Source organism: Actinomadura sp. KC216, assembly GCF_004348535.1.
Taxonomy (GTDB): domain Bacteria; phylum Actinomycetota; class Actinomycetes; order Streptosporangiales; family Streptosporangiaceae; genus Spirillospora.
In genome coordinates this window covers 17,219-40,773 of sequence record NZ_SMJX01000039.1, presented here as the reverse complement: position 1 = coordinate 40,773, position 23,555 = coordinate 17,219, and the positions used below count along the sequence as shown (strand labels likewise).

The 23,555-nt window shown below is 72.5% G+C and carries 23 protein-coding genes; 7 read left to right on the top strand and 16 right to left on the bottom strand.

Translation table 11 applies throughout. The features are described 5' to 3' along the window. Positions 1 to 412, top strand: a 412-nt coding sequence (locus E1264_RS09645) for an anti-sigma factor (RefSeq protein ID WP_132171785.1), incomplete at its 5' end; no start/stop codon positions are given. Positions 413 to 602: 190 nt separating this feature from the next. Here E1264_RS09645 and E1264_RS09640 read toward each other — a convergent pair. From E1264_RS09640 to E1264_RS09580, 13 genes are all read right to left on the bottom strand, one after another. After that, complete coding sequence (locus E1264_RS09640; protein WP_132171783.1) at positions 603 to 1,325, bottom strand: class I SAM-dependent methyltransferase; 723 nt, start codon at positions 1,323 to 1,325, stop codon at positions 603 to 605. Between the two features lie 5 nt (positions 1,326 to 1,330). Continuing rightward, positions 1,331 to 2,317: an ABC transporter substrate-binding protein gene (locus E1264_RS09635; protein ID WP_132171781.1), complete on the bottom strand. Its 987-nt coding sequence runs from the start codon at positions 2,315 to 2,317 to the stop codon at positions 1,331 to 1,333. Between the two features lie 42 nt (positions 2,318 to 2,359). Continuing rightward, the gene (locus tag E1264_RS09630; RefSeq protein ID WP_132171779.1) at positions 2,360 to 3,154 is read right to left on the bottom strand and encodes an ABC transporter ATP-binding protein; all 795 of its coding nucleotides are present in this window, start codon (positions 3,152 to 3,154) and stop codon (positions 2,360 to 2,362) included. Positions 3,155 to 3,161: 7 nt separating this feature from the next. Then, positions 3,162 to 4,268 carry an iron ABC transporter permease gene (locus E1264_RS09625; RefSeq protein ID WP_132171777.1) on the bottom strand — a complete coding sequence of 369 codons (1,107 nt, stop codon included), beginning with the start codon at positions 4,266 to 4,268 and terminating at the stop codon, positions 3,162 to 3,164. A 331-nt stretch (positions 4,269 to 4,599) separates the two neighbouring features. Continuing rightward, positions 4,600 to 5,412, bottom strand: a complete 813-nt coding sequence (locus E1264_RS09620) for an SAM-dependent methyltransferase (protein ID WP_132171775.1) — start codon at positions 5,410 to 5,412, stop codon at positions 4,600 to 4,602. A 128-nt stretch (positions 5,413 to 5,540) separates the two neighbouring features. Further along, on the bottom strand, positions 5,541 to 6,050 hold the full coding sequence (locus tag E1264_RS09615) for a hypothetical protein (protein WP_132171773.1): 510 nt from the start codon (positions 6,048 to 6,050) through the stop codon (positions 5,541 to 5,543). A gap of 140 nt (positions 6,051 to 6,190) precedes the next feature. Continuing rightward, entirely contained in the window at positions 6,191 to 8,497 is a 2,307-nt protein-coding gene (locus tag E1264_RS45890) for a pyruvate dehydrogenase (RefSeq protein ID WP_132171771.1), read from the bottom strand. Between the two features lie 16 nt (positions 8,498 to 8,513). Then, entirely contained in the window at positions 8,514 to 9,971 is a 1,458-nt protein-coding gene (locus E1264_RS09605) for an aldehyde dehydrogenase family protein (protein WP_165964093.1), read from the bottom strand. Further along, on the bottom strand, positions 9,964 to 11,064 hold the full coding sequence (locus tag E1264_RS09600; RefSeq protein WP_132171767.1) for an ABC transporter ATP-binding protein: 1,101 nt from the start codon (positions 11,062 to 11,064) through the stop codon (positions 9,964 to 9,966). Before E1264_RS09600 ends, E1264_RS09605 begins: the two co-directional genes overlap by 8 nt. Positions 11,065 to 11,067: 3 nt before the next feature. Continuing rightward, entirely contained in the window at positions 11,068 to 11,955 is an 888-nt protein-coding gene (locus tag E1264_RS09595; RefSeq protein WP_132171765.1) for a carbohydrate ABC transporter permease, read from the bottom strand. Then, a complete protein-coding gene (locus E1264_RS09590; protein WP_132171763.1) occupies positions 11,952 to 12,965 on the bottom strand; it encodes a sugar ABC transporter permease in 1,014 nt (337 codons plus the stop codon). Before E1264_RS09590 ends, E1264_RS09595 begins: the two co-directional genes overlap by 4 nt. A gap of 2 nt (positions 12,966 to 12,967) precedes the next feature. Then, complete coding sequence (locus E1264_RS09585; protein WP_165964092.1) at positions 12,968 to 14,320, bottom strand: extracellular solute-binding protein; 1,353 nt, start codon at positions 14,318 to 14,320, stop codon at positions 12,968 to 12,970. Between the two features lie 26 nt (positions 14,321 to 14,346). Then, positions 14,347 to 15,906 (bottom strand): amidohydrolase family protein, encoded by a 1,560-nt coding sequence (locus tag E1264_RS09580; RefSeq protein WP_132171759.1) that lies wholly within the window; start codon positions 15,904 to 15,906, stop codon positions 14,347 to 14,349. 103 nt (positions 15,907 to 16,009) lie between these two features. Between E1264_RS09580 and E1264_RS09575 the strand changes: the two genes are divergently transcribed. Genes E1264_RS09575 through E1264_RS09550 form a run of 6 tightly spaced genes read left to right on the top strand, consistent with a single transcriptional unit; the run spans position 16,010 to position 21,354 of the window. Beyond that, positions 16,010 to 16,756, top strand: coding sequence for an IclR family transcriptional regulator (locus E1264_RS09575; protein ID WP_165964091.1), 747 nt, complete (start codon positions 16,010 to 16,012; stop codon positions 16,754 to 16,756). Further along, complete coding sequence (locus E1264_RS09570; RefSeq protein WP_132171755.1) at positions 16,753 to 17,883, top strand: alanine racemase; 1,131 nt, start codon at positions 16,753 to 16,755, stop codon at positions 17,881 to 17,883. The genes E1264_RS09575 and E1264_RS09570 overlap by 4 nt, the downstream gene beginning before the upstream one ends. 14 nt (positions 17,884 to 17,897) lie before the next feature. Then, on the top strand, positions 17,898 to 18,836 hold the full coding sequence (locus E1264_RS09565; protein WP_132171753.1) for a M14 family metallopeptidase: 939 nt from the start codon (positions 17,898 to 17,900) through the stop codon (positions 18,834 to 18,836). Then, entirely contained in the window at positions 18,826 to 19,545 is a 720-nt protein-coding gene (locus tag E1264_RS09560) for an MBL fold metallo-hydrolase (protein ID WP_132171751.1), read from the top strand. The genes E1264_RS09565 and E1264_RS09560 overlap by 11 nt, the downstream gene beginning before the upstream one ends. A gap of 16 nt (positions 19,546 to 19,561) precedes the next feature. Then, positions 19,562 to 20,311 (top strand): SDR family oxidoreductase, encoded by a 750-nt coding sequence (locus E1264_RS09555; protein WP_132171749.1) that lies wholly within the window; start codon positions 19,562 to 19,564, stop codon positions 20,309 to 20,311. 8 nt (positions 20,312 to 20,319) lie between these two features. Continuing rightward, the gene (locus tag E1264_RS09550; RefSeq protein WP_132171747.1) at positions 20,320 to 21,354 is read left to right on the top strand and encodes a threonine aldolase family protein; all 1,035 of its coding nucleotides are present in this window, start codon (positions 20,320 to 20,322) and stop codon (positions 21,352 to 21,354) included. Between the two features lie 46 nt (positions 21,355 to 21,400). Here E1264_RS09550 and E1264_RS09545 read toward each other — a convergent pair whose 3' ends face one another. The 3 genes from E1264_RS09545 to E1264_RS09535 all read right to left on the bottom strand — a co-directional run bounded on the left by E1264_RS09545 (position 21,401) and on the right by E1264_RS09535 (position 23,431). Continuing rightward, on the bottom strand, positions 21,401 to 21,760 hold the full coding sequence (locus E1264_RS09545; protein WP_207935817.1) for an MFS transporter: 360 nt from the start codon (positions 21,758 to 21,760) through the stop codon (positions 21,401 to 21,403). Between the two features lie 121 nt (positions 21,761 to 21,881). Next, entirely contained in the window at positions 21,882 to 22,289 is a 408-nt protein-coding gene (locus E1264_RS09540; RefSeq protein ID WP_165964090.1) for a hypothetical protein, read from the bottom strand. Next, entirely contained in the window at positions 22,286 to 23,431 is a 1,146-nt protein-coding gene (locus E1264_RS09535; RefSeq protein ID WP_132171744.1) for a cysteine desulfurase family protein, read from the bottom strand. The genes E1264_RS09540 and E1264_RS09535 overlap by 4 nt, the downstream gene beginning before the upstream one ends. Between the last annotated feature and the right edge of the window lie 124 nt (positions 23,432 to 23,555).

Sequence of the window (23,555 nt, the reverse complement as noted above, 5' to 3'; positions counted from 1 at the left end):
GGTCGTGGCGCTCATCGGCGGCGGCACGACCTGGCACTTCCACCGCTCCGCCGAACACGCACAAGCCCTGAACCGCCAGGTCACGGCAGTGATGACGGCACCGGACGCGCACACCTCCACAGCCCGCGCCCAAGGAGCCGCCACCGTCACCGTCGTGTCGTCCCGCTCGCTCGGCAAGGCCGTTGTCACCACAGCCCGGCTGGGGCACCTGCCAGGAGCCAAGACGTACCAGATGTGGTGGCTCGGCCCGACCGGGCCGCGCTCCGCCGGAACCCTGACCCCATCGGGACGGCCACGTCCGGTCATCACGGTCGGCCTCGGGGACGCGCAACGCTTCGGGGTCACCATCGAACCCGCGGGCGGCTCCCCCCGGCCGACCAGCCCCCCGCTCCTGACCCTCGCCCTCGGCTGACCACGGCCGAACCGACGCATCGGACATGAACGCGGTGTGGAGTCGACCGCCCGAAGCCGACCAGTTCCGCCTGCGCCGCCCTGTCCTCAGTTCCGCCGACCGGGCCAAGCCTGCCTCGTCCCTCCGGGGCGAAGCGGCCAGGGCACGTGACGGCTCCGCTCCGCCCCGCTGTCCCGTGCCCTGGGGCCGGTCATGGGGTGTCGGGGTTCCGGGCGGTGATCAGGTGCTGCAGGGTGCGGTGGTGGTCGGTCGCGACGCCGTGGACGCCGTCGAGTTCGTAGAGCTCGGTCAGGGGCGTGACCTCGACGTCCGCGAAGCCGGCGGCGATGATCCTCTCCTGCCAGGCGGTGATGTCGTCCGCTTCGGCGAGCGCCAGTGCGCGGCGGGCTTCGGCGTCGTAGGCGCGGGCTCGGGGGTCGGTGTCGGAGTGCCGCATTCCGCCGGCGTGCCAGGGGGCGTCCACGACGGCCAGGCGGCCGCCCGGCCGGAGCAGGCGGCGCCAGTTGCGCAGCGCGGTGTCGACGTCGGGCAGCGTCCAGAGGAGGTAGCGGCTGACGAGCGCGTCGAACGGGGCGCCTGGCGCTGCGGGCCTGACCGCGTCGCCTTGGACGAAGGCGATGTCGTGTCCTCGGCGCCGTGCGTTGGCGCGGGCGTGGTCCAGCATGGCGGGTGCGATGTCGATGCCCGTCACCCGGCGGCCGAGGGCGGCGATGGTCAGTGCGGCGTGGCCGGTGCCGGTGCCCACGTCGAGCACGGTTTCGGCGTCGTCGGGCAGTGCGTCCCGCCAGACGCGGGTCCATGCGGCGTCGTAGTCGGGGTGTGCGAGCCGTTGTTCCTGGAACCGCTGGTAGGCGGGGGCGTGCTGGTCCCAGTACCGGGTGATGCGGTCCTGGACCGGCGAGTCCGGAGACATGGAGGTCACTTCCCCTTGAAGTAGGCCGCCAGGCGCTCCAGGCCGTCCAGGACCAGGGGCGATGGCGGTTCGGTGAAGTTGAACAGCTGGACATGGATCGCGTCGTTCTGGACCGCGCGCAGATCCATGGCGCCGGGGATGTCCAGCAGCGCCTGCTTGATTTCCTGCTGGGTGCCGTCGGTGTGCAGCAGGATGATGGTGTCGGGATCGCGGCCCAGCAGTTCCTCCATCGAGACCTCGAATACGCGCTTGTCGGTGTCGGCGAACACGTTCTGGGCGCCGAGCGTCTTGAGCTGCGGTGTGGCCATGCTCTGGCCGCCGTAGGCCCCGACGGTCCCCTCGCCCCGGTAGGGCCACAGCACGGCGACCTTGCGGCCCTTCTGGTCGGGCAGGCCGGCCCGGACGGTCTGGATACGCTTCTGAAGGTCCCTGACGGCCTGCTCGGCCTTGGCCCGCCGGTCGAAGACCCTGCCGTACAGCCGCATCTGCTGGTAGATCGTCTCGTAGCCGGGGTTCTTGATCCCGTCGGGGCAGAAGCTGGGCTCGTTCAGCACCGGAATGCCGACGGCGGCCAGGGACTCGCGCGAGACGCCGTCCGGCAGGCCGAGCACCAGGTCGGGTTCCTCCGCGATGATCGACTCGGTGGAGATCTTCAGGTGCCCGTCGGAGCCGAGACGGTCGGTGAGGGAGGGGACCTTGTTGACCGCGGCGAGGGTCTCCTTGGAGTAGTACTCCGGCGGGAACTTCCCGGCCCGCGAGGACAGCTTGTCCAGCGCTCCGAGCGCGGACAGGTACTGCAGCGGAGCACTGTTGACGATCATGACGCGGGAGGGCGCCTTGTCCAGCGTGACGTCCACCCCGCAGTTCTTGACGGTGAAGGGGAAGTTCGCCGCCCCGTCTCCCCGGCCGCCGTCTCCGGAGCCGGTCGAGCCGCAAGCGGTGAGCGTGGCGGCCAGCAGGCCGGTGGTGAACCAGGCGAGGCATCTGTTCATCGGGCGGACTTCTCCTTGCGGTGATCGGCGTGGTGGCGCGGGTCAGCCGGTGGCGGTGGACGCCGGTGCGGATTCGTGCTCGTCGAGCGGGTGGAAGAGGAACTGGATGCCGCGGGAGGTGTCGAGGCGTTCGACGCCGACGCCGTAGACGCCTTGGAGGAGCTCGGCGGTCAGCACGTCGGCGCACGGCCCGTGCGCGACGACGTCGCCCTCCTGGAGGACCAGCACGTCGTCGCAGTAGCGGGCGGCCAGATTGAGGTCGTGGAGCACGATGACCGTGGTGATGCCGAGCCCGCGGATCATGGTGAGCAGCTCGTGCTGGAACCGGATGTCGAGGTGGTTGGTCGGCTCGTCGAGGACCAGATGGGTGGGCTCCTGCGCCAGCGCCCGCGCGATCAGCACCCGCTGCTTCTCGCCACCGGACAACCCGACGAACACCCGGTCGGCGAGATGCCGGGCGCCGACCCTGCGCAGCACGGCCGCCGCGATCCGGTGATCCTCCGCGCTGTTGCGGGAGAACGTCGTCTGGTGCGGCGCCCGGCCGAGCATGACCATGTCGGCCACCGTCATCGGCAGGTCGCCGACCGGCTCCTGGAGCACGACGGCGACCTGCCGGGCGAGCGCGCGGTGGGTGAGGGAGCCCAGCGGGCTCCCGTCGAGCAGGACCTCGCCGCGGCGCGGGGTCACGATCCCGGTGAGCATCCGCACCACCGTGGTCTTGCCGCTGCCGTTGGGCCCGAGCAGCCCGAGGACCCGGCCGGACTCGGCCCGCACGTCGACGTCGCGCACCACGGTCGTCGCGCCGTAGGCGTAGGTGAGCCCGCGTCCTTCGATCATGAATGCCTCACTCGCTTCCGGCGTGCAGGCGGCGGACCAGGATGAGCAGGAACGGCGCGCCGACCATCGCGGTGATGATGCCGATCGGCAGCTCCTGCGGGCTCAGCAGCATGCGGGCGGCAAGGTCGGCCCACAGCAGGAAGATGGCGCCGATCAGCGCGGCGACGGGGACGGCCCGGCGGTGCGCGGCCCCCACGATGCGCCGGGCCAGGTGCGGGATCACCAGCCCGACGAAGCCGATGCTGCCCGACGCCGCCACCAGCACCCCGACCGCCAGGGACACCAGGACCAGCAGCACCAGGCGGAACCGCGTCGGCGAGATGCCCAGGGTGTGCGCGGTCTCGTCACCGATCGCCAGCGCGTCCAGCTGCCGCCCCCACACCGTGAGCAGCGCGACCACCACGGCGACGGCGGCCAGGACCACGACCAGCGGCGCCGACCAGTGCGCCAGCGCCAGGGTGCCCAGCAACCAGAACAGCACCGACCTGGACCCCTCGGCCGAGTCGGAGGCGAAGATCAAGAAACTGGTGAGGGCGTACAGCGCGTACCCGACGGCCACCCCCGTCATCAGCAGCCGCGTCGAGGTGATCCGCCCGGCCGTCCGCGCGATCACGAACACCAGCAGCGACGCCGCCAGCGCACCCAGGAACGCGGCGATCTGCAGCGCGTGCTCGCCCCACCCCACACCGAACCCGAACAGGATCGCGGCCGCGGCCCCCGTCGAGCCACCGGAGTTGACCCCCAGCAGGTACGGATCGGCGAGCATGTTGCGCACCATCGCCTGCAACGCCATCCCGGTCACCGCGAGCCCGGCCCCCACCGCCGCACCCAGCAGCACACGCGGCAACCGCACCCGCCAGACGATCGCGTCGTGCGACGGCCGCCAGGTCACCTCGGCCGGGCTGCCGATCAGGTGATGGCCCACGATGTCCAGCACGGTCAGCGGCGACACCGACACCGCCCCCATCCCGACCGCCGCGACGACCGTGCCGCAGAAGACCGCGACCAGCCCGGCCAGCAGCAGCACGTACCGGCGCCGGCGGGAGGACGCGCCCAGATCATCGTCGTCGGTCTCCGGAACCACGGCCGACCGGACCACCGATGACGAAGCCATGCATCCCCTCCGTTAATGCATCTAATGTGCAACAACTAAGGACATGCAGTTAGGGCCTGTCAAGGGAGGCCGGCATGTGACAAACAGCTCACCCGAAGACCAACCACCACACAACGCCCACCAGACGGGACCGGTCGGCTCGCGGGTCATCTGCCGGCGCTGCCAGGACCAGCAGACCTCAGGGGCCCTTCAACAGCCGGGCGACCGGTTTCCCGCCCGGCCACGCCTGCACCACCGTCCGCGATCTCGTCCGGCAACACCGTGAACTGCGCGGTCATTCAGCACGCCGGCTGGCCCTCCACCCTTTCCAGCAGCGCTGAGCCAGGCTGTCTCACGGCTTTCTTGCGAGGGCGCAGATTCCGGGTAGTTCTGGAGGCTCGCCCCACGGGCTGGCCTCGGGGCGCCACCGCGGTAGCGACACCAGTCCCGGCTCAACCAGGTCCAGGCCGGCGAACAGGCGGCTGACCTGGTCGTAGGAGCGCACGGTCATCTTCGGGGTGCCGTGCTTGTTCCATTCCCTGATGTTGGCGTGGATCTCTTCGGCGTTGACGAAGTCGCAGGCGTGCGTCATGGCGAGATAGCTGCCGGAGGGTACGGCGTCCACGAGGCACTTGACGACCGCCTGAGCTTCCTCGTCGTCCAGGATGAAATGGACGATCCCCAGGAGCATGATGGCGACCGGCCGGTCGAAGTCGAGGGTCTCGCGCGCCTGGGCCAGGATGTGCTCGGGGTCGTGCACGTCAGCGTCGATGTACGAGGTGGCGCCTTCGGCGCTGCTGGTCAGCAGGGCGCGAGCGTGCGTGAGCACGAGCGGGTCGTTGTCGACGTAGACGATCCGGCATTCCGGAGCGATCCGCTGGGCGACCTCATGGGTGTTGTCCACGGTCGGCAAGCCGGTGCCAATGTCCAGGAACTGCCGGACGCCCACCTCGTGCACGAGATGCCACACCACGCGGCCGAGGAATGCCCGGTCGGCGAGAGCGGTCAGGACGATGCCGGGGAAGACCTTCTTGATTTCCTCGCCGACCGCCCGATCGATCGGATAGTTGTCCTTGCCGCCCAGCCAGTAGTTCCAGATCCGCGCCGAATGCGGAACGGAGCTGTCGATCCGCGGCCAGCCGGGCGCTTCGGAGTCATCGGCCATAGCCGGATTGTTGCAGTCGCGGCATGGCATGTCAGGCGGCCCGCGGCATCGCGTTGGCGTGACTCTTCATTCGGATGTGTCTGGCGTGGCAAGCCGTGACTGGGGGCGCCGGGCAGGCGCGGCGTGGGCTACTCGTCCGGGATCAGGTCCATGGCTGTCTGCTCGAGCACCTTGAGCGCCGCGCGGGCCTCGTTTACGTGTTCCGGGATCGTCCGGCCGAAGTTTTGGCCCGGAAAGGCGGTCAGCAAACTCCGATATGCCGCCAGGCCACACGCCAGTTCTGTCACCTTGAGGAGTTGAACAACTACTGGAAGAAGACGCTTGCTCTCGGCGTCAAACCTGTCGCCGTCCGGGGAGGCATCGTCGATCTCGTTTAGCGACGTCAGTACGTCCCGGAAATGCCCCGCTGCTATGACAGTGGCGTCGAAGGCGGCACCGCTGCTCTCCCTCTCCGGGTCGATGGTCTCCTGGTAGGCGGCCACTATCCGGGCGTTCTCCGCGGGGGCCTCATCGAGGTCCTCGAAACTACCGCGCCTGAGCTGCCGGAACGCCTCGCCCAGGAGCCGACCGAGCAGTTCGGGCCAGTCGTCCCAGGACACTTCGTCAGGCAGGTCGTCATCGAGTTCTGGGTCGAGCAAGACCAGCGCTTCACGGACCTGCTGGGGGGGCTGGGGGCTCGTCCACCCCGTCTGCCGTCTCCACGGCACGAGCGTAGTGATCGGGCATGTCCTGGCGGGCGAGATTCTGCAAGCGGCCCGCGGTGTCTTCCCGTACCCCCTTACCCGGCGTGGACGTCCAGGGCCGCGCGGACGATCGAGTCGGTGTCGATGCCGTGGTGGCGGTGGACGTCGTCGATCGAGCCCGACTGGCCGAAGCTGGTGACGCCCAGGGTGACGCAGGGGACGTTGTTCACCCCGGCGAGGAAGGCCAGGGTGTGCGGGTGGCCGTCCAGGACGGTGACGAGCGGCGTCGCGCGCGAGCTTGGGAACGCCTGGTCCAGGATCCAGTTGGGGCCGTCGTCCTGGCCCTGGCGGGAGCGGAGGGCCTGGAAGAGCAGGCCGGGGCTGGTCACGCACACCACGTCCGTGCCGACGCCGGCCTGCTCCAGGCGGTCGGCGGCGGCGAGCGCCTCGGGGACGAGGGCGCCCATCGCCGCCACGGTGACGGCGGGGCGTTCGGCGCGGCGGAGCGGGTAGGCGCCGGCGACCACCTGCCGGCGGCGGCGCTCGCGGGCCGCCGGGTCGGCCGGGACCGCGGCGAGCGTCTGGTCCACCGGGCGGGTCGACAGCCGCAGGTAGGCCGAGCCGCCGTCCGGACGTCCGAGGCGGGCCATGCTCGCGAGCAGCGTCCATTCGGTGTCGAGGGCGAACGCGGGCTCGTAGGCGACGCAGCCCGGCTGCTCGATCCCGATCGACGGCGTCACGATCGACTGGTGCGCGCCGCCCTCGGGGGCCAGCGTGACCCCGGACGGCGTGCCGATCAGGATCGACTGGCCGCCCGCGTACATGCCGAACGACCACGGTTCGAGGGCGCGTCCGACGAACGGGTCGTACAGCACGCCGATCGGCAGCAGCGGGCTGTTCCAGCGGCTCCAGGTGGCGCCGAGCTCGCCGAGCAGCCCGACCAGGTTGGTCTCGGCGATGCCCAGCTCGATGTGCTGTCCCGCCGGGCCTTCCCGCCAGTGCAGGATCGTCTCGCCGTCGTCGGCGAACCAGTCGCGGCGTTCGGCGGTCGACCAGACGCCGACCTTGTTGACCCAGCCGCCGAGGTTGGTGGTGGAGCTGACGTCCGGGCTGACGGTGACGACCCGCGCCGCGGCCTCGGGCGCCTCCCGGGTCAGGTCCAGTAGCAGGCGGCCCAGCGCGGCCTGGGTGGTCGCAGTGCCCTTCGGGGTGCGGCCGATGTCGGTCGGCAGCGCGGGCGGGAGCTGCGGTGCGGCGGGGGTGCGGCGCAGGCGGACGGCGGTGTCGGCGCAGAGACGGGCGGCGGCCGATCCGTCTTGGAAGCGGGCCCACGGGTCGGCGGGGTCGATGCCCAGCCTCGTCGCGAGGCCGGCCATCTGGTCGCCGGTGAGGAGGGAGGAGTGGTTCTGGGGGTGGCCCTCGCTGGGCAGGCCGTGGCCCTTGACCGTGTAGGCGAAGATCACGGTGGGGCGGGTGTCGTCGATGGACGCGAACGCGTCGGCCAGGCTGCCGTGGTCGTGCCCGCCGAGGTTGCGGAGGGCGGCCAGGAGCGTCGCGTCGTCCAGCGTCGCGACGAGCCGGGCGACGGGCTCGCTCCCGCCGGGGAGCCGCTCGCGCAGCTCGGCGGCGTCGCAGCGCAGGAGCCGCTGGTACTCCGGGTTGGGCATCGCGTCGATGCGGGCGCGCAGGTCGTCGCCGCCGGGCCGGTCGAACAGCTCGGTCAGCAGGCGGCCGTACTTCAGCGTCACCACCTGCCAGCCCGCGGCGGCGAACATGCCCTTGAGCCGGTGCGCGGCCAGGTACGGGACGACCCGGTCGAGGGACTGCCGGTTGAGGTCGACGATCCACACGATCTCCCCCAGCTCGGCCACGCCGGGGTCGAGGATCGCCTCCCAGACCGCGCCCTCGTCCAGCTCGGCGTCGCCGACCAGCGAGTACTGCCGTCCGGCGGGCCGCCCGCCGGACGCCCGGTCGACGTACCGGCGGGCGATCGCGCCCCAGATCGGCGCGGTGGCGCCGATGCCGACCGAGCCGGTGGAGTAGTCGACGGGGTCCGGGTCCTTGGTGCGGCTCGGGTAGCTCTGCAGGCCGCCGAACTCGCGCAGGGACGTCAGGTACCGCTCGTCCAGCTCGCCGAGCAGGTAGTTGATCGCGTGCAGCACCGGGGAGGCGTGCGGCTTGACGGAGACGCGGTCGTCCGGTCCGAGGTGCCGGAACCAGAGCGCCGTCATGATCGTCGCCATCGACGCGGAGGACGCCTGGTGCCCGCCCACCTTCAGCCCGGACGGGTTGGGCCGCACCCGGTTGGCGTGGTCCACGATGGCCGTCGCGAGCCAGAGCACCCGCCGCTCGACCTCGTCCAGCACGCCGGAGTGCGTGGCGGTCGCCAGCTGATCGTTCATCGTCGGCTCCTTTGCCTCAGCGCCAGGGCGGGGTCAGGTCGATGGAGATCGACTGGATCTCCGTGACGGCCTCGGCCATGTGCCGGCCGCCCAGCCTGCCGTGGCCGCTGTCGGTGCCCGGCGCGCCGCCGAACGGCAGGTGCAGCTCCCAGTAGTTGCTGGTGTCGTTGACGGTGACCTGCCCGGCGCGGAGCCGTCCGGCGACCGCCAGCGTGCGGTCCAGGTCGCGGCCGAAGACCGCCGAGCTGAGCCCGTACCGGCCGCGGTTCGCGGCGGCGATGATCGTCTCGGTGTCGTCGGCGACGCGCAGCACCGGCGCCAGGGGGCCGAATGTCTCCTCGCTCATGACGGCGGCGTCCTCGTCCAGCCCGACCAGGACGGTGGGGTTCCAGTACAGGTCCGTGGGGCGGCCGGGCAGCGGGGCGCCGCCGAACGCGGTCCGGCCTCCCCGGGCCCTCCCGTCGGCGATGTGCCTGGCCATCGTGTCGGCGACGCCGCGGGTGTGCACCGGGCCCATGGTCGTAGCGGCGTCGAAGGGGGACCCGACCACCTCGCGGCGGGCCTCCTCGACCAGGCGGTCCTCCAGCTCGGCCGCGATCGGCTCCGCCGCGATGATGCGTCCGGCGGCGGAGCAGGACTGGCCCGCGTTGGCGAACGCGGCCGAGGCGATCGCCGGAGCGGCGCGGTCCAGGTCAGCGTCGGGAAGGACGACGATCGGCCCATTGCCGCCCAGCTCCATGACCTGCGCCTTGCCGGCGGCGAGCCGGGCGATCTCGGCGCCCGCCTTCGAGCTGCCGGTGAACCCGACGCCGTTGACGGCGGGGTGGGACACCAGGCGCTGCGCCGGGCCGAGGTCGGGCCCGGTGACCAGGTTGACCAGGCCCGGCGGGACGTCCGCGGCCTCGATGCAGTCGTACAGCGCGCCGGCCACGGCCGCCATGCTGGGCGCCGGACGCCACACGACCGCGTTGCCGCAGGCCAGCAGCGGGCTGAGGTACTCCACGGGGATGTTCACCGGGAAGTTGAACGGGGTCATCACGGCCCACACGCCACGCGGCTTGCGGGTGGTCAGCACCAGCTTGGCGCCGTCGCGCACCGGGACGGTCTCGCCGCCGAGCCGCTTGCCCTCCTCGGCGGCGAGCCGGAAGCCCTCGGCCGCCAGCCGGATCTCGCCCTCGGCCTGGCCCACCGGCTTGCCGTGTTCGAGGGCCAGGAGCCGGGCCATCTCGGGAGCCCGCTCCTCAACGACGGCGGCGATCCGGTGGCACCAGTCCGCGCGGGTGAACGCGCTCTCCTGGCGGTGCGCCTCGAACGCCCGCCCGGCGGCGGCCACCGCCGCGTCGACGTCGGGCTCGGCGGCCCGTGCGATGGCGGCGATCCGCTCCCCGGTCGCCGGGCTCACCGCGTCGTACACCGCTCCCCCGGTGGCGGGCACGGCGCGCCCCCCGATCCGCAGCGCGAGCTCGTCAGCCACTCCCGACCTCCTTGGCGATCTTCGGGGCGGGCGTCCACGCGAGCGCGTCGCCGCCTTCGGCGTCGAACAGATGGACCTTCCCCGGACGGACGCGCATAGCCACCCGGGTGCCCGGGTCCAGCTCGATGTCCGGGTCGGCGCGGGCGATGACGTCGCCGGACGGGAACGAGGCCACGACGATCGCCTCGACCCCGAGCCGCTCGATCAGCCGGACCTTGCCGGCCGCGTCGGGGCCGTCGTCCGGCTCCAGGGTGACGTCCTCGGGACGGACGCCGAGCGTCACGCCCGGCCTGGCGGGCCCGGTCCAGCCGATCGGGACCGTCCAGTCGCCGTGCGCGAACGAGCCGTCGTCCTCCAGGGCGCCCGGGACGAAGTTCATCCCCGGCGTCCCGACGAACCCGGCGACGAACCGGTTCGCGGGCCGCCGGTACAGGTCGAGCGGCGGCGCCTCCTGCTGCACCACGCCGCCGTTCATGACGACGACCTGGTCGGCCATGCTCATCGCCTCGCCCTGGTCGTGCGTGACGTACACGAAGGTGCCGCCGAGTTCGCGCTGCAGCTCGCGCAGGCTGATCCGCATGTCGGCGCGGAGCTTGGCGTCGAGGTTGCTGAGCGGCTCGTCCAGCAGGAAGACGTTGGGGCGGCGGACGATCGCCCGCGCCAGCGCCACCCGCTGCTGCTGGCCGCCGGACAGCTGCCGCGGCTTGCGGTCGAGGAGCGCGCTGATGTCGAGCATCTCGGCGACCTCGGCGACCCGCGCGGCGATCTCGGCGGCGGGCTGCTTGCGCAGCTTGAGCGCGAAAGAGATGTTCTCCCGGACGCTGCGGTTCGGGTAGAGCGCGTACGACTGGAACACCATCGCGACGTCGCGCCGGTGCGGCGGGACGTCCTGCATCTCCTTCCCGTCGAACAGGATCGTCCCGGACGTCACCTCCTCCAGCCCGGAGATCATGTTCAGGGTGGTGGTCTTGCCGCACCCGCTCGGGCCGAGCAGGACAGTGAAGCTGCCGTCCTCGATGGTCAGGTCGATGGAGTCGACGATCAGCGTGTCACCGAACCGCTTGGTGACCTGCCGGAGTTCGATACTGGACACGCGTCACACCTTTCCGACGCCTGAGGTCAGGCCGCGTACGAGGAACCGCTGCGAGACGAGGGCGAGCAGCATGGTGGGCAGTGCCGCCAGCAGCGTGCCGGCGGCCATGATGCCGAAGGACTGCTCGCGCACGTTGTAGAGCCCGGAGATGGCCGGCTGGATGAGCATCGCGTCCGTCCGCGAGTTCAGGACCAGCGCGAACAGGAAGTCGTTCCACGACACCATGAAGGAGAACAGGCCGACGCTGATGATCCCGGGGCGGGCCAGCGGCAGCACCACGCGGGCGAAGACCTGCCAGCGGGTGCAGCCGTCGATCATCGCGGCCCGGTCCACCTCGACGGGGATCCCGTTGAAGTAGGCCCGCATCATCCACACCGAGAACGGCACCGTGAAGCCGAGGTGCGCGATGATGACGCCCGTCCTGGTGTCGTCGAGGTCCATCGAGTGGAGCATCACGTAGAACGGCACGACGAGGGCGAACACCGGGACGAGCTGGCTGCCGAGCATCAGGCCCGGCATCGCGCGGGAACCGGGGAACCGGAACCGCGCGAACGCGTAGCCCGCGGTGGCGGCGATCACGATGTTCAGCGCGGCGACGCAGACGGCCACGACGGCGCTGTTCTGCATGCCGGGGACGATCAGGTCGCTGGGGTTGCTCGGCGGCGCGCCGCTGAACGCCGAGTCGAAGATCTGCTGGAAGCTCCCGAAGTCCATGGCGGGGATCCACCGCGGCGGGGTGCGCAGCGAGTCGGCCCGCGACGTCAGCGCCACCAGCAGCAGGAAGTAGAACGGCAGCAGCACCCAGGCCAGCAGCGCCAGGACGATCCCGGTGCGCAGCGCGCGCACCCCGATCCGCTTCGCCAGGCGCGCGCGGTTCGCGGCGGCGGTCACGCGGTCCTCCCTTCGCGCCTGCGGCGCGGGCCCCTGATGCCGAGCGCGGTCAGCGCGGCGAGCAGCACCATCGCCAGGGTCATCAGGTAGAAGATCGCAGCGCCCTTGCCCAGGTCGAGGTCGCGGAACGCGGTGGTGTAGCCCCACCAGGACAGCAGCGTCGTCTCGGTGCCGGGGCCGCCGCCGGTAAGGATGTAGATCAGCGCGAACGCCAGGAACGCGTTGATGAGGGCGAGCACGGACACCACGAGCATGGTGTCGCGGATCCAGGGCAGCGTGACGAAGAAGAACCGCCGGACCGGGCCCGCCCCGTCGATCCGCGCCGCCTTGTGCAGGTCCTCCGGGACGGTCTGGAGCGCGCCCAGGATCAGCAGCGTGGCGAACGGCACCAGGCTCCACACGAACGCCACCGCCATCACCGCCAGCGCGACCTGCCCGGACGCGAACCAGGCGACGTACTTGTCGATCAGCCCGGCCTGCTTCAGCGCCCCGTTCAGCGGCCCGAAGGTGGAGTTGAAGATCCAGCCGAAGGTGAGCGCCAGCGTGATCTGGGAGAGCGACCACGGCAGGATCAGCACGCCCCGCACCACCGACCGGCCGCGGAAGTCCTGGTTCAGGGCCAGCGCGAACACCGTGCCGAGCACCAGCGTGCCCACGACGACGACGGCCGCGAACAGGACGGTCCGGGTCAGCGACGGCAGGAACACCGGGTCGCTCAGGACGGCGGTGTAGTTGTCGAAGCCGACCCAGCGGGCCGGGGCGCGGCTGCCGAGGGTCTGCTCGTGCAGACTGACCCAGAACGAGTACGCCAGCGGGTAGGCGAGCAGGACCAGCGTGACGATCAGGGCGGGCAGGGCCATGGCGATGCCGAACCTGGCCTCGCCGCGCCCGTAGCCGGTCCGGCCGGACCGGCCGGATCCGCCCGGCCGGCCTTTCGGACCGTTCCAGCGCGGCCGGCGGGGCTTGGCCGCCCCGCCGGCGGCGGGCTCGCTTCGTTGCGTCGTCGCCACGGCTACTTCTGCGCGCCCGCGAAGTCGCTCAGCTCTTTGAGGCCCTCATCAGAGGACTTCTTGCCGAGGACGACCTCTTGCAGCACGGCGCACGCCTTGTCGGCGAACTTGGGGTACCAGGTCCGGGTGGTGACCGGGCCGAGGGCCACGGTCTTCGCGAGCTGGGCGGTCAGGGCGTCCACGTCGGCCCACTTCGCCCACGACTTGAGGACGGCCGGGTCGGAGTCGACGCTCTTGTAGCCGCTGGAGAGCCCGAGCTCGGTGGCGACGAGGTTCTTCGGCACGTGGTAGGAGCCGTCCTTGCCCGCGCCGCCGAGGTAGTCGATGAGCGTCCCGGCGTTCTTGTCGCCCTCGGTCTCGTAGGAGAGCATCCAGTATGCGCCGAAACTATGCGTTTGGTGTGTTTTGCCGGGCATGGCGATATTCTTCACGGCCTTGGCCGCGGAGCTCTGCTTCGGGTCCTTCCAGCCGACGACCTGCGCCTGGTAGCGCATCGAGAAGCTGCTCTTGCCGCCGCCGAAGATGTTGGTCACGCCGCCGTAGTCGGTGGTGAACAGGTCCTTCGGGACCAGGCCCTCGGAGTAGAGCGTCCGCCAGCGCTCCAGGGTGGCGCGCGCGGCGGCGTTGCCGACGAGGACCGGCTTGCCGGACGGGTCGAACAGCGAGCCGCCGCCCTCCGACGCCACCTCGGCCGCGAACTGGTGCCACATCAGGAACGCGTACTTGATCCAGTACGGCGAGTACGGCGTCTGGCTGATCCCCTTCGACTTCAGCTCCCGCGCCTGCTCCAGGAACTCCTCCCAGGTGGCGGGCGGGGACGCGTCGATCTTCTTCAGGTGGTCGGTGTTGACCACGAACAGCTCCGCGCCCTGGAAGTAGGGCAGGGCGTAGATGTCGCCGTCGGGGCCCTTGAGCGCCTCGGCCACACCGGGGTTCATGTTCGCGACCAGCTTGTCCAGGCCGGGCAGGTCCTTGAGGGAGCGCACCCACTGGTTCTTCGACCACGACTCCAGGTAGCCCTCGTCCGCGAAGAGCACGTCGTAGGACGCGTTGCCGCCGGCGAGCTGCTGGTTGGTGACGGTGAGGTAGTCCTGCGCGACGTACGACGTGCCCAGCTTGAGCGGCGCGTAGCTGCGGTTGAAGTGGTCCACGTACGGCTTGAACAGCGGGCCGACCGCCGCGTCGTGGTGCATCTGGAGGTCGTTGGGGTCGCCGCCGCCGTCGTCGCCGGACCCGCAGCCGGTGAGCAGTCCCGAACCGCCGAGACCGGCGACGACGCCGAGCGCCACGCCGCCACGGAGGAAGGAACGCCTGGTCACGCGCGAGGTGACCGCGGAGGGGTTGCTGGTTGCCATGGATTGCTCCGTTCGCGTCGGGATGCTCATGCCGCCCGCAGGACCTTGCCTGCGCGCCGACCGGTGGGGCGGAAGTCCTCGATGGCGGTCTCGCCGTTGACGAAGACCCAGCGCATGAGGTCGGGGTAGCCGCGCCGGGCCTCCGGTCCCCCGTCGTTCTCGTAGGCCGCCGCGCGGGCCGGGTCGGCGACGGCGATGTCGGCGTAGCACCCGGCTCGGAACGTTCCACGATCGTCCAGGCGCAGGCGCCGGGCGGGGACGGTGGCCAGGTGCCGGATCGCTCGGTCGAGCGAGGTCCGGCCGAGCAGCGCGGGGACCAGGACCTCGGCCGTGCTCGCCAGGTTGCGCGGATGCTCGTGCCGCGCCTGCTCGGCCGTCATCAGCCAGCCGTCGCTGCCGTGCATGGCCGCCGGGTGCGCCGACACGCGGGCGAGGTCGTCGCGCGACGCGGCCGGGACGATCATGGTGAGGCGCTCCCCCTCGGCGAGGATCAGCTCCAGCAGCACGTCCACGGCGTCCCGGCCGAGCGCGGCGGCGTACTCCGGCAGCGCCCGCCCGGACGCCTCGGGCCGCGCCCCCGACCGGCCGACGATGATCTCGTCCGGGCGGAACTGCGCGGCGCCGTCCAGGTGGCGGAGCAGCCGGAGCCGTTCGGCGCCCTCCCCGGCCCGCTCGCGCAGCAGCTTCCAGCCGCCGTCCAGCGAGCCGGGCGGGAGCAGGCTGGAGACGCCGGTACTGCCCGAGGTGTAGGGGTAGTAGTCGACGGCGACGTCGATGGCGCCGCGCTGGTTGGCCTCGTCGACCATCGCGAGGGTCGCCTCGGTGCGCCCCCAGTTGGCCCTGCCCAGCGCCTTGTGGTGGGAGATCTGCAGGTCGACGCCCGCGTCCTCGGCGGTGGAGATGGCCTCGGCCACGGACGCGACCAGGCCGTCCCGCTCGTCCCGCAGGTGCGTGGCGTAGAACCGGCCCGTCCCGCGCAGCGGCGCGATGATCCGGCGCAGCTCGTCGGCGGCGGCGAACCGTCCCGGGGTGTAGACGAGGCCGCTGGAGACACCGAACGCCCCCTGGTCGAGCCCTTCGGCCACGAGCCGCCGCATCTCCGCCATGGCCTCGTCCGACGGCGGGCGCGGGTCGGAGCCCGCGACGTGCTCCCGGACGGCGCCGAGCCCGACGAGCGGGGCGACGTTCACGCCGGTGCCGAGCGACTCCAGGTGTGCCGCGTAGGACGCGAGGTCGGGGAAGCCGCGGTCGAGCCGGGAGCTGAAGAAGGAGCCGAAGCCGATGCTCGACGGCGGCAGCGGGAACGGCGAGAAGCCGCAGTTCCCGGTGACGTCGGTGGTCACACCCTGGTGCAGGCGCGACGGCGCGGACGGGTCGTGCTGGAGCGTGAAGTCGCTGTGGGTGTGCATGTCCACGAAGCCCGGCAGGACCAGCAGGCCGGTGGCGTCGAACACCGCCGCGCCGGCCGGCGGCTCGATCCGCGCCGCCAGCGCCGTCACCCGCTCGCCTTCGATGAGCAGGTCGAGCACCGCGTCGGTCCCGGTGCCGGGGTCGACGACGCGGCCGCCACGGATGATCTTCACCACGGTTTCTGCGTTCCATTCTATGGTTTGGAGTTCCACTCAATGGGATGTTGTGGCAACCTAATCTCGCTGCCGCTCCCCGGTCAAGGCATTCTTGGAGGCGTTCGTGGTGCAAGTGGTCGATCGCGTCGGTGCGCTGCTCGCCGCGTTCAGTCAGGAGGAACCCGTCCTCGGCCTCGCCGAATGCGCCGAGCGGGCGGGGCTCAGCAAGAGCTCGGCGCACCGGCTGCTGACCGGGCTCGCCGAGATCGGGCTCGTGGAGCGCGACCAGGCCGGCAACTGGCAGATCGGCGAACTGCCGCTGCGGCTGGCGGCGATCCGGCTCTCGCACCGCACCATGCGGCGGGAGGCCGTGACCGCGCTGGTCGAGCTGGGCCGGCGCTTCGACGCCGCCACCGCGTTCTCCGTCCCGAACGGCGACGAGATGGTCTACGTGGAGCGCACCGACAGCAGCATCCCGTTCGCGCCGAGCGCCCGGCTCGGCAGCACCGCGCCGATCTGGGAGGGCGCGGCCGGACGCGCCGTCCTGGCCCGGCTGGACCCCGGCCGCAGGCGGGACCTGTGCACCGGGCCCCGCTGGTCGGCGCTGCCCGAGGACGTTCGCGCCCTGATCACCGGCGACGTCGAGGAGTCCGTCACCCGCGGCTACTCGGTGGACCGGGGCCAGTTCTTCGACGGGATCGCCGGGGTCGCGTCCGCGCTCGGCCCGCCGGGCGCGCCGGCGGCCGCCCTCAGCCTGATCGTGTCGGTCGAGCGGATGTCGCCCGACCTGGAGCGCGAGATGGGCCGGGCGGTGTCCGAGCTGGCGCGGGAGATCAACGGCAGGACGGCCCTGCCCGGGGCGGACGCGTGACGGGCGGGCGCGAGACGGGCGAGCGCGTGGCGGGCGGCGACGGCTGGGCCGCGGTGTGCGCGGACGGCGGGCCGCCGACGCCGTTCCTCGCCGTCCACCATCCCCGGCTCCTCGCCAACGTCCGCGGCATGGCCGAACGCGTGACCGCGCAGGGCGGGCGCTCCACGCCCCACCTGAAGACCCACAAGTCCGTCGAGATCGCGCGTGCGCAGGTCGCGGCGGGCGCGACCCGGGCGACCGTCGCGACCGCCGCCGAGGCGGGGCTCGCCTTCGACGCGGGGTTCGAGGACGTCCTCGTCGCCTACCCGCCCGTCCCCGGCGAGCGCGCCGGGGCGCTGGCCGCGCTGACCGGGCGCGGCGGGGTCGCCGTCACCTGCTCGCGCCCCGAGCACGTCGGCGCGCTCGCGGCGGCCGGCGCGGAGTTCGACGTCTACTGGGAGATCGACTCCGGGACGGGGCGGCTCGGCACCGCGCCGGGCCGTCCGACCGCCGACGCGGTCGCGGCCGCCCCGTTCGGCGGGCGCGTCCGGCTGCGCGGGCTGATGACCTTCGCCGGGCACGCCTACGCCGCCACCGGCGCCGCGGGGCTGGCCGCCGTCCGCGACCAGCAGGACGACGCCCTGGTGAGCACGCGCGCGGCGCTGGCCGAGCGCGGGATCGGCGCCCCCGTGCTCAGCGCGGGCGTCACCCCGCTCGCCCGCCTGGAATCCGGCCGCGCGGACGAGTACCGCTACGGCAACTACGTCTTCTACGACGCCACCCAGGTCGCGCTCGGCGGCCCGGACGCGGCCGAGTGCGCGCTCGCGGTGATCAGCACGGTGGTGGACGTCCCCGCCCCGGACCGGCTCGTCCTGGACGCCGGCTCCAAGAGCCTGCCCGCAGAGCGGATGACCCCCCTGACGCCGGGCTTCGGCCTGGTGGACGGGCATCCCGGCATCGTCATCGAGAAGCTGTACGAGGAGCACGGGCTCGCCGCGTCGGCGGAGCCGCACGGCATCGCGCCCGGCGACCGCGTCGCCGTGATCCCCAACCACGCCTGCACCGCGGTGAACCTGTTCGGCCGGTACTCGGTGCACGACGGGACGGCCTTCGTCGACACCTGGCCGATCCGGGCACGCCGGAACTGAGAAGGGAACACGCGATGACAGCGGTGAAGGAACGGCTCGCGGCCGGACCGGACCTGGACCTCGACACCGTCCGGTTCGGCTCCGGCGGCGGGCCCGCCGTGACGATCCTCGGCGGCGTGCACGGCGACGAGCCGGAAGGCGTCCTCGCCGCGTACCGCGTCGCGGACGCGCTCGCGTCGGCGCACGTCCACGGCACGGTGACGGTGCTGCCCCGCGCCAACCCGCCCGCCCTCGCGGCGGGCACGCGGCACGGCGACGGCGGCGTGAACCTCGCCCGGGTCTTCCCCGGCGACCCCGGCGGCGACCTCAGCGCGCGGATCGCCCACGCGATCGCCCGCGAGCTGATCGAGCCCTGCGACCTGCTCATCGACCTGCACTCCGCCGGGCGCCGCTACCGGATGCCCCCGATGTGCGGGTTCGGCGCGGGCCGGACGCTCGGCGGCCGCCCGCTGCTGGACGCGGCCCGCACGACGCCGTTCCCGTACCTGTGGGCGCACGCGTCGGTCGCGCCGGGCCGGTCCGTGAGCCACGCCGACGCGCTCGGGAAGCCGTGGGCCTACTTCGAGAGCGGCGGGGGCGGCGCGCTGCGCGAGGCCGACCTCGACCTCTACGTCCGGGGCGCCATGCGGCTGCTGGAGGTGGCGGGCGCCGTCGAGCCCGTGTCGTTCGCCGGCCCGCCGCCGCGACGCCGGACGGTCGTGACCGGCGGGGACGGCGACACCGACACCGGCGTCCTGGTCACCGTCGCGGGGTCGTTCGCCTCGTCCGTCTCGGCCGGGGACGCGGTGAGCTCCGGGCAGCGGATCGGCGCCGTGTACGACGACGGCGGGCGGCGGGCGGAGGTCGTGCGGGCCTCGTCGTCCGGGATCGTCATGATGCTGCGGCACGAGCTGCGCGTGGCGCCCGGCGACGTGGCCGCGATCGTCGCCGGGGCGGACCGCCGTGCGGCTTGACGCGAACGTCGACCTGGTCGGCGGCGGGCGGCTCGGCGCCGGGCTCAGCAACGCCTACGACAGCAACGTCTACCTGCTGCGCGGCGCGGACGGCGCCTGGCTCGCCGACACCGGAAGCGGCCTCGACCAGGAGGTCCTGCTCGCCCGCGTCCGCGAGGCGCTCGGCGATCTTCCGCTGCGCGGCGGCGTGCTCACCCACGCGCACGCCGACCACGCGGGCGGCGCCGCCGGGCTCGCCGCGCTCGGCACGCCGATCATCGCGGGGGCGCGCACGGCCGAGCTGGTCCGCGCCGCCGACCCGGGCCCGCTGGGCCTCGACGCCGCGCTGCGCGCCGGGATCTACCCGCCCGGCTACCGGTTCCCGTCCTGCCCGGACGTGCTGACGCCGGACGCGGCGGACCTGGGCCCGCTCCGGGAGCTGCCGGCGCCGGGGCACAGCGCCGACCACACCGCCTACCTGTTCACCGCGGGCGGCACGACCTACGCCTGCACGGGCGACCTGCTCTTCAGCCGCGGACGGATCGTCCTGCCGGGCGCGGCGGACGCCGACGTCCAGGAGCTGCGGCGGTCGCTGGAACGGCTCCGCGACGCGCGGCCCGACGTCCTGCTCCCCGGGCACGGCACGCCGGTGATGGCGGACGCGTCCTGGCACATCGAGCAGGCCCTCGCCGCCTTCGACCTGGGGCGGCTCCCCGCCTCCTTCACCTGACCCGGAGGAACGTTCCATGAGCAGAAGCGCCATCGTCACCGGCGGCGGAGGCGGCATCGGATCCGCCATCACCCGGCGGCTCGCCGCACCCGGCCGTACCGTCGTCGTCTTCGAGGCCGGGCCGGACGCCGCCGAACGCGCCCGCGCCGACCTCGCGGGCGCCGCCGAGGTGATGGCCGTCGACGCGGGCGACCCGGCCGCGATCGGCGCGGCCGTCGCCGAGGCCGCCGCCGCGCACGGCCCGCCGGAGATCCTGGTGAACTGCGCGGCCGTGACCGGCGCCCCCGCCAAGGCGCCGCTGCTCGACACGTCCGACGAGCTGCTGGCGCGCATCCTCGCGGTCAACACCGCCGGGCCGTTCGCCTGCGCCCGCGAGGCCGCGCGGCACATGGTCGCGGCGGGCGGCGGCACGATCGTCAACATCGGGTCGATCGCCGCGCACCGGGGCCAGCTCGACGCCTCCGCCTACACCGTCAGCAAGTCCGCGATGACGGGGCTGACCCGGGCGCTCGCCATCGAGCTCGGGCCGTCGGGCGTCCGGGTCGTCCAGGTCGACCCGGGCGACATCAGCACCCCGCGCAGCGACCGGCTCGTCGAGCTGGTCGAGACCGACCGGGCGCGCTCGGGCGTCTCGGGCCTGCCGCCGCTCGGCCGCCGCGGGCGGCCGGAGGAGATCGCCGAGGTGGTCGCGTTCCTCTGCTCGCCGGGCGCCTCGTTCGTCTCCGGCGCCCAGATCGTCGTCGACGGCGGATACCTCGCCGGATAGGGGCCCTCATGATCGACCTTCGCTCCGACGTCAAGACGCTGCCCACCGAGGGCATGCTGCGCGCGATGACCACCGCCCCGCTCGGCGACGAGCAGGAGCGCGAGGACCCCACCGTCCTCGCCCTGGAGGACGACCTCGCCGAGCTGCTCGGCCAGGAGGCGGCCGTGTTCGTCCCCTCCGCGACCATGGCCAACCAGATCGCGGCGCTGTGCCTGGTGGAGCGCGGCCAGGAGATCGTCGGGGAGCGGCACAGCCACATGTTCCGGTACGAGGCGGGCGGCCCCGCCTTCCTCGCCGGCGCCGTCGTCACCGGCCTGCCGGGGACGGCCGGAGTGTTCACCGGGGACCAGGTCCGCGAGATCGCCCAGCTCCGGGACTCCGAGCACCGGCCCCGCACCGCGCTCGCCCTCGTCGAGAACACCCACAACGTCTCCGGCGGGCGGGTCTGGCCCCTCCCCGCCCTGGACGACCTCTACGACACCTGCGGCGAGCTGGGGCTCGCCGTCCACATCGACGGCGCCCGGCTCTTCAACGCGTCCGTGGCGCTCGACGTCCCGGCCGCCCGGATCACCGCGCGGGCGCGGACCGTCGCCATCTGCTTCTCCAAGGGCCTCGGCTGCCCCGCCGGGGCGGCCCTCGCCGGCCGCGCCGACGTGCTCGCCCCCGCCCGCCGGATCCGCCAGATGCTCGGCGGCTCGCTCCGCCAAGCCGGGGTCCTGGCGGGCGCCGCCCGCTACGCGCTCCGGAACAACGTCGCCCGGCTCGCCGACGACCACGCCAACGCGCGGACCCTCGCCGCCCTGCTCGCCGAGGGCGGCCTGCCCGTCGATCCCGCCGGAACCGACACCAACTTCGTCTTCCTCGACGTCGCGCCGCTCGGCCTCGCCCGCGACGCGGCCCGGGACCGGCTGCGCGCCGGCGGCGTCCTGTGGTCCAACTCGCACCACCCCACGCTCCTGCGCGCCGTCACCCACCTCGGCCACTCCAAGGCGGACGTCCACACGGCCGCCGCCAGGACCATCCGCTCCCTGACCACGCGCTGAACCCCGCCGCGGATCCCTGGACGCGGCGGGCTCAGTGTTCACCCCGTCATGTTCGGGGGTGGGTCTCGTACATCCGGACCGCGGCGAGCAGGCCGGTGGCGGCGGTGAGTACGGCGATGGTCCAGATGGCGGGTCTGATGCCGTAGGCGTCCGCGATCAGCCCGGCGAGCAGGGCACCGATGGCGAAGCCGCCGTCGCGCCAGAGGCGGTAGACGCCTACGGCACTGGCGCGCCAGGTGGGGTGGGTGACGTCGCCGATGGCGGCCAAGAGGGTGGGGTAGACCATGGCGGTTCCGGCACCGAGCAGGCTGAGCGCGATGTCCTTCGTTCTGCCCGCCGTCAGCGACGGCAGCACCGCGACCAAAGTCGTCCTGTCGATCAGCCACATCGTCGTCGCGATCATCATCGTCCCGCCACTGGCGCTGGCCCTTCCTCACCACGCAAGGTGAGCAGCGACCACCAGATGATCCCCGAACTGCCGGCGGACGGCCACGCGTCGCGGGCACGCCCGGCGAGAGCCATGGAGGCTAGCTGCACCCGCCCAGCTTCATGAACCGGCCGTGATCCTCGTACCGCCGCCTCACGGTGTGTTCGAGTTCTTCGCGCGAGATCATCTTGCTGACAAGGCTGCATGCTCTGGCGCCGAGCGCCGCGTCGAGATCGTCGTCGTTGTCGAAACGAACGAGGGCCAGAATGCAGCAAGCCGGAAGCGCACGGTGAAGTTCTTCGACGGCACCCCGCAGGTCGAGGTCGGGAACTGCGGTGTCGATGACGAGCACGTCCGGCATCGCGCGTAAGGCGGCCGGAATCAGATCGTCGGGGTGGCGCAGGTTCTCCACGACCTGAATACCGATGCTCACGGTGTCGGCGGCCGCCAGGAACGGTGTCGCACCTAAAGCGAGGACGCGGACGGCGGTGGCCGGATCTGTCGTCACCGGCCTCTCCCGGCCGCCGGGAGGAGCTTGCGAGCGCCGTCGGCGAGAAGGCCTCCGGCTTCGTCGATCTCCGCCTGGGTCGTGAAGCGCCCGATACCGATGCGTACGCTGCAGCGCGCCTGCTCGGGGCTGAGGCCGATGGCCAGCAGCACCGCGGAGGGCTCGGTGCTGCCCGCGTGGCATGCGGCGCCCGCGGAGATGGCGACGTCGGGGACCGCCTCCATGAGCTGGTCGGCCGGAACGCCGGGCAGGCGGACATTCAGGTTGCCCGGGATGCGCTGCGTGAGTGAACCGTTCACCGCGCACTCGGGTATGGCTTCTTCGAGCCGTTCATGGAGACGATCGCGCAGGCGAAGAATCCGAGCGGCGTCCGCCTCGCGCTGCTCACCGAGAAGCTGCGCCGCCCGGCCGAGGCCCACGATCCCGGGCACGTTCTCGGTGGCGGCGCGCAGGCCACGCTCCTGGCCGCCGCCCAGGAACTGCGGCACCAAGTCGACGCCTTCGCGAACATAGAGCGCGCCGATGCCTTTGGGGGCGTACATCTTGTGCCCGACCACCGTCACCAGGTCGGCACCGAGTGCGGCCACGTCGACGGGCATGGCCGGCAGGCTGTGCGCGGCGTCGATATGCAGGAGGGCGCCGTGCCGATGGGCCAATTCCGCGACCTCGGTGACCGGCTGGACGGTACCGATCTCGTTCTGCGCGTGGATCATGGTGACCAGGACGGTCCGGTCCGTGACCGCGGCCTCGACGTCCGTGGGATCGACGAGACCGTCCGGCCCCACCGGCACCGTCGTCACCTTGTAGCCCGCATCGGCGAGCACCCCGCACGCGCCCGCGGTGGCGGGGTGCTCCAGAGCCGTGGTGACGATGTGATCCCCGTGGTCTCGCCGCGCGGCGGGGAGACCGAGCAGGGCCAGATAGGTGGCCTCGGTCCCGGAGCCGGTGAACACGATCTCGGTGGGCCGGGCGCCGATGGCGTGCGCGACCTGCTCGCGGGCCCGCTCGATGGCCGTGGCGGCGCGCCGGCCGTGGGCATGGGAGCTGGAAGGGTTGCCGAACTCTCCGGTCAGGTAGGGCAGCATGGCCTGCAGCACGCGAGGGTCCACCGGCGTGGTGGCCTGATGGTCCAGGTAGATCACGAGCTCCTCCGTCCGTGTCCGCGCCCCACTGCCCCGATTCGGGGGACGTGCGCGGCGAAGGAGCGATCCGCGACGCTGGGCGGCCGATCTCACATTTCGCTACTTTTCCAGATAGATTTTGAAC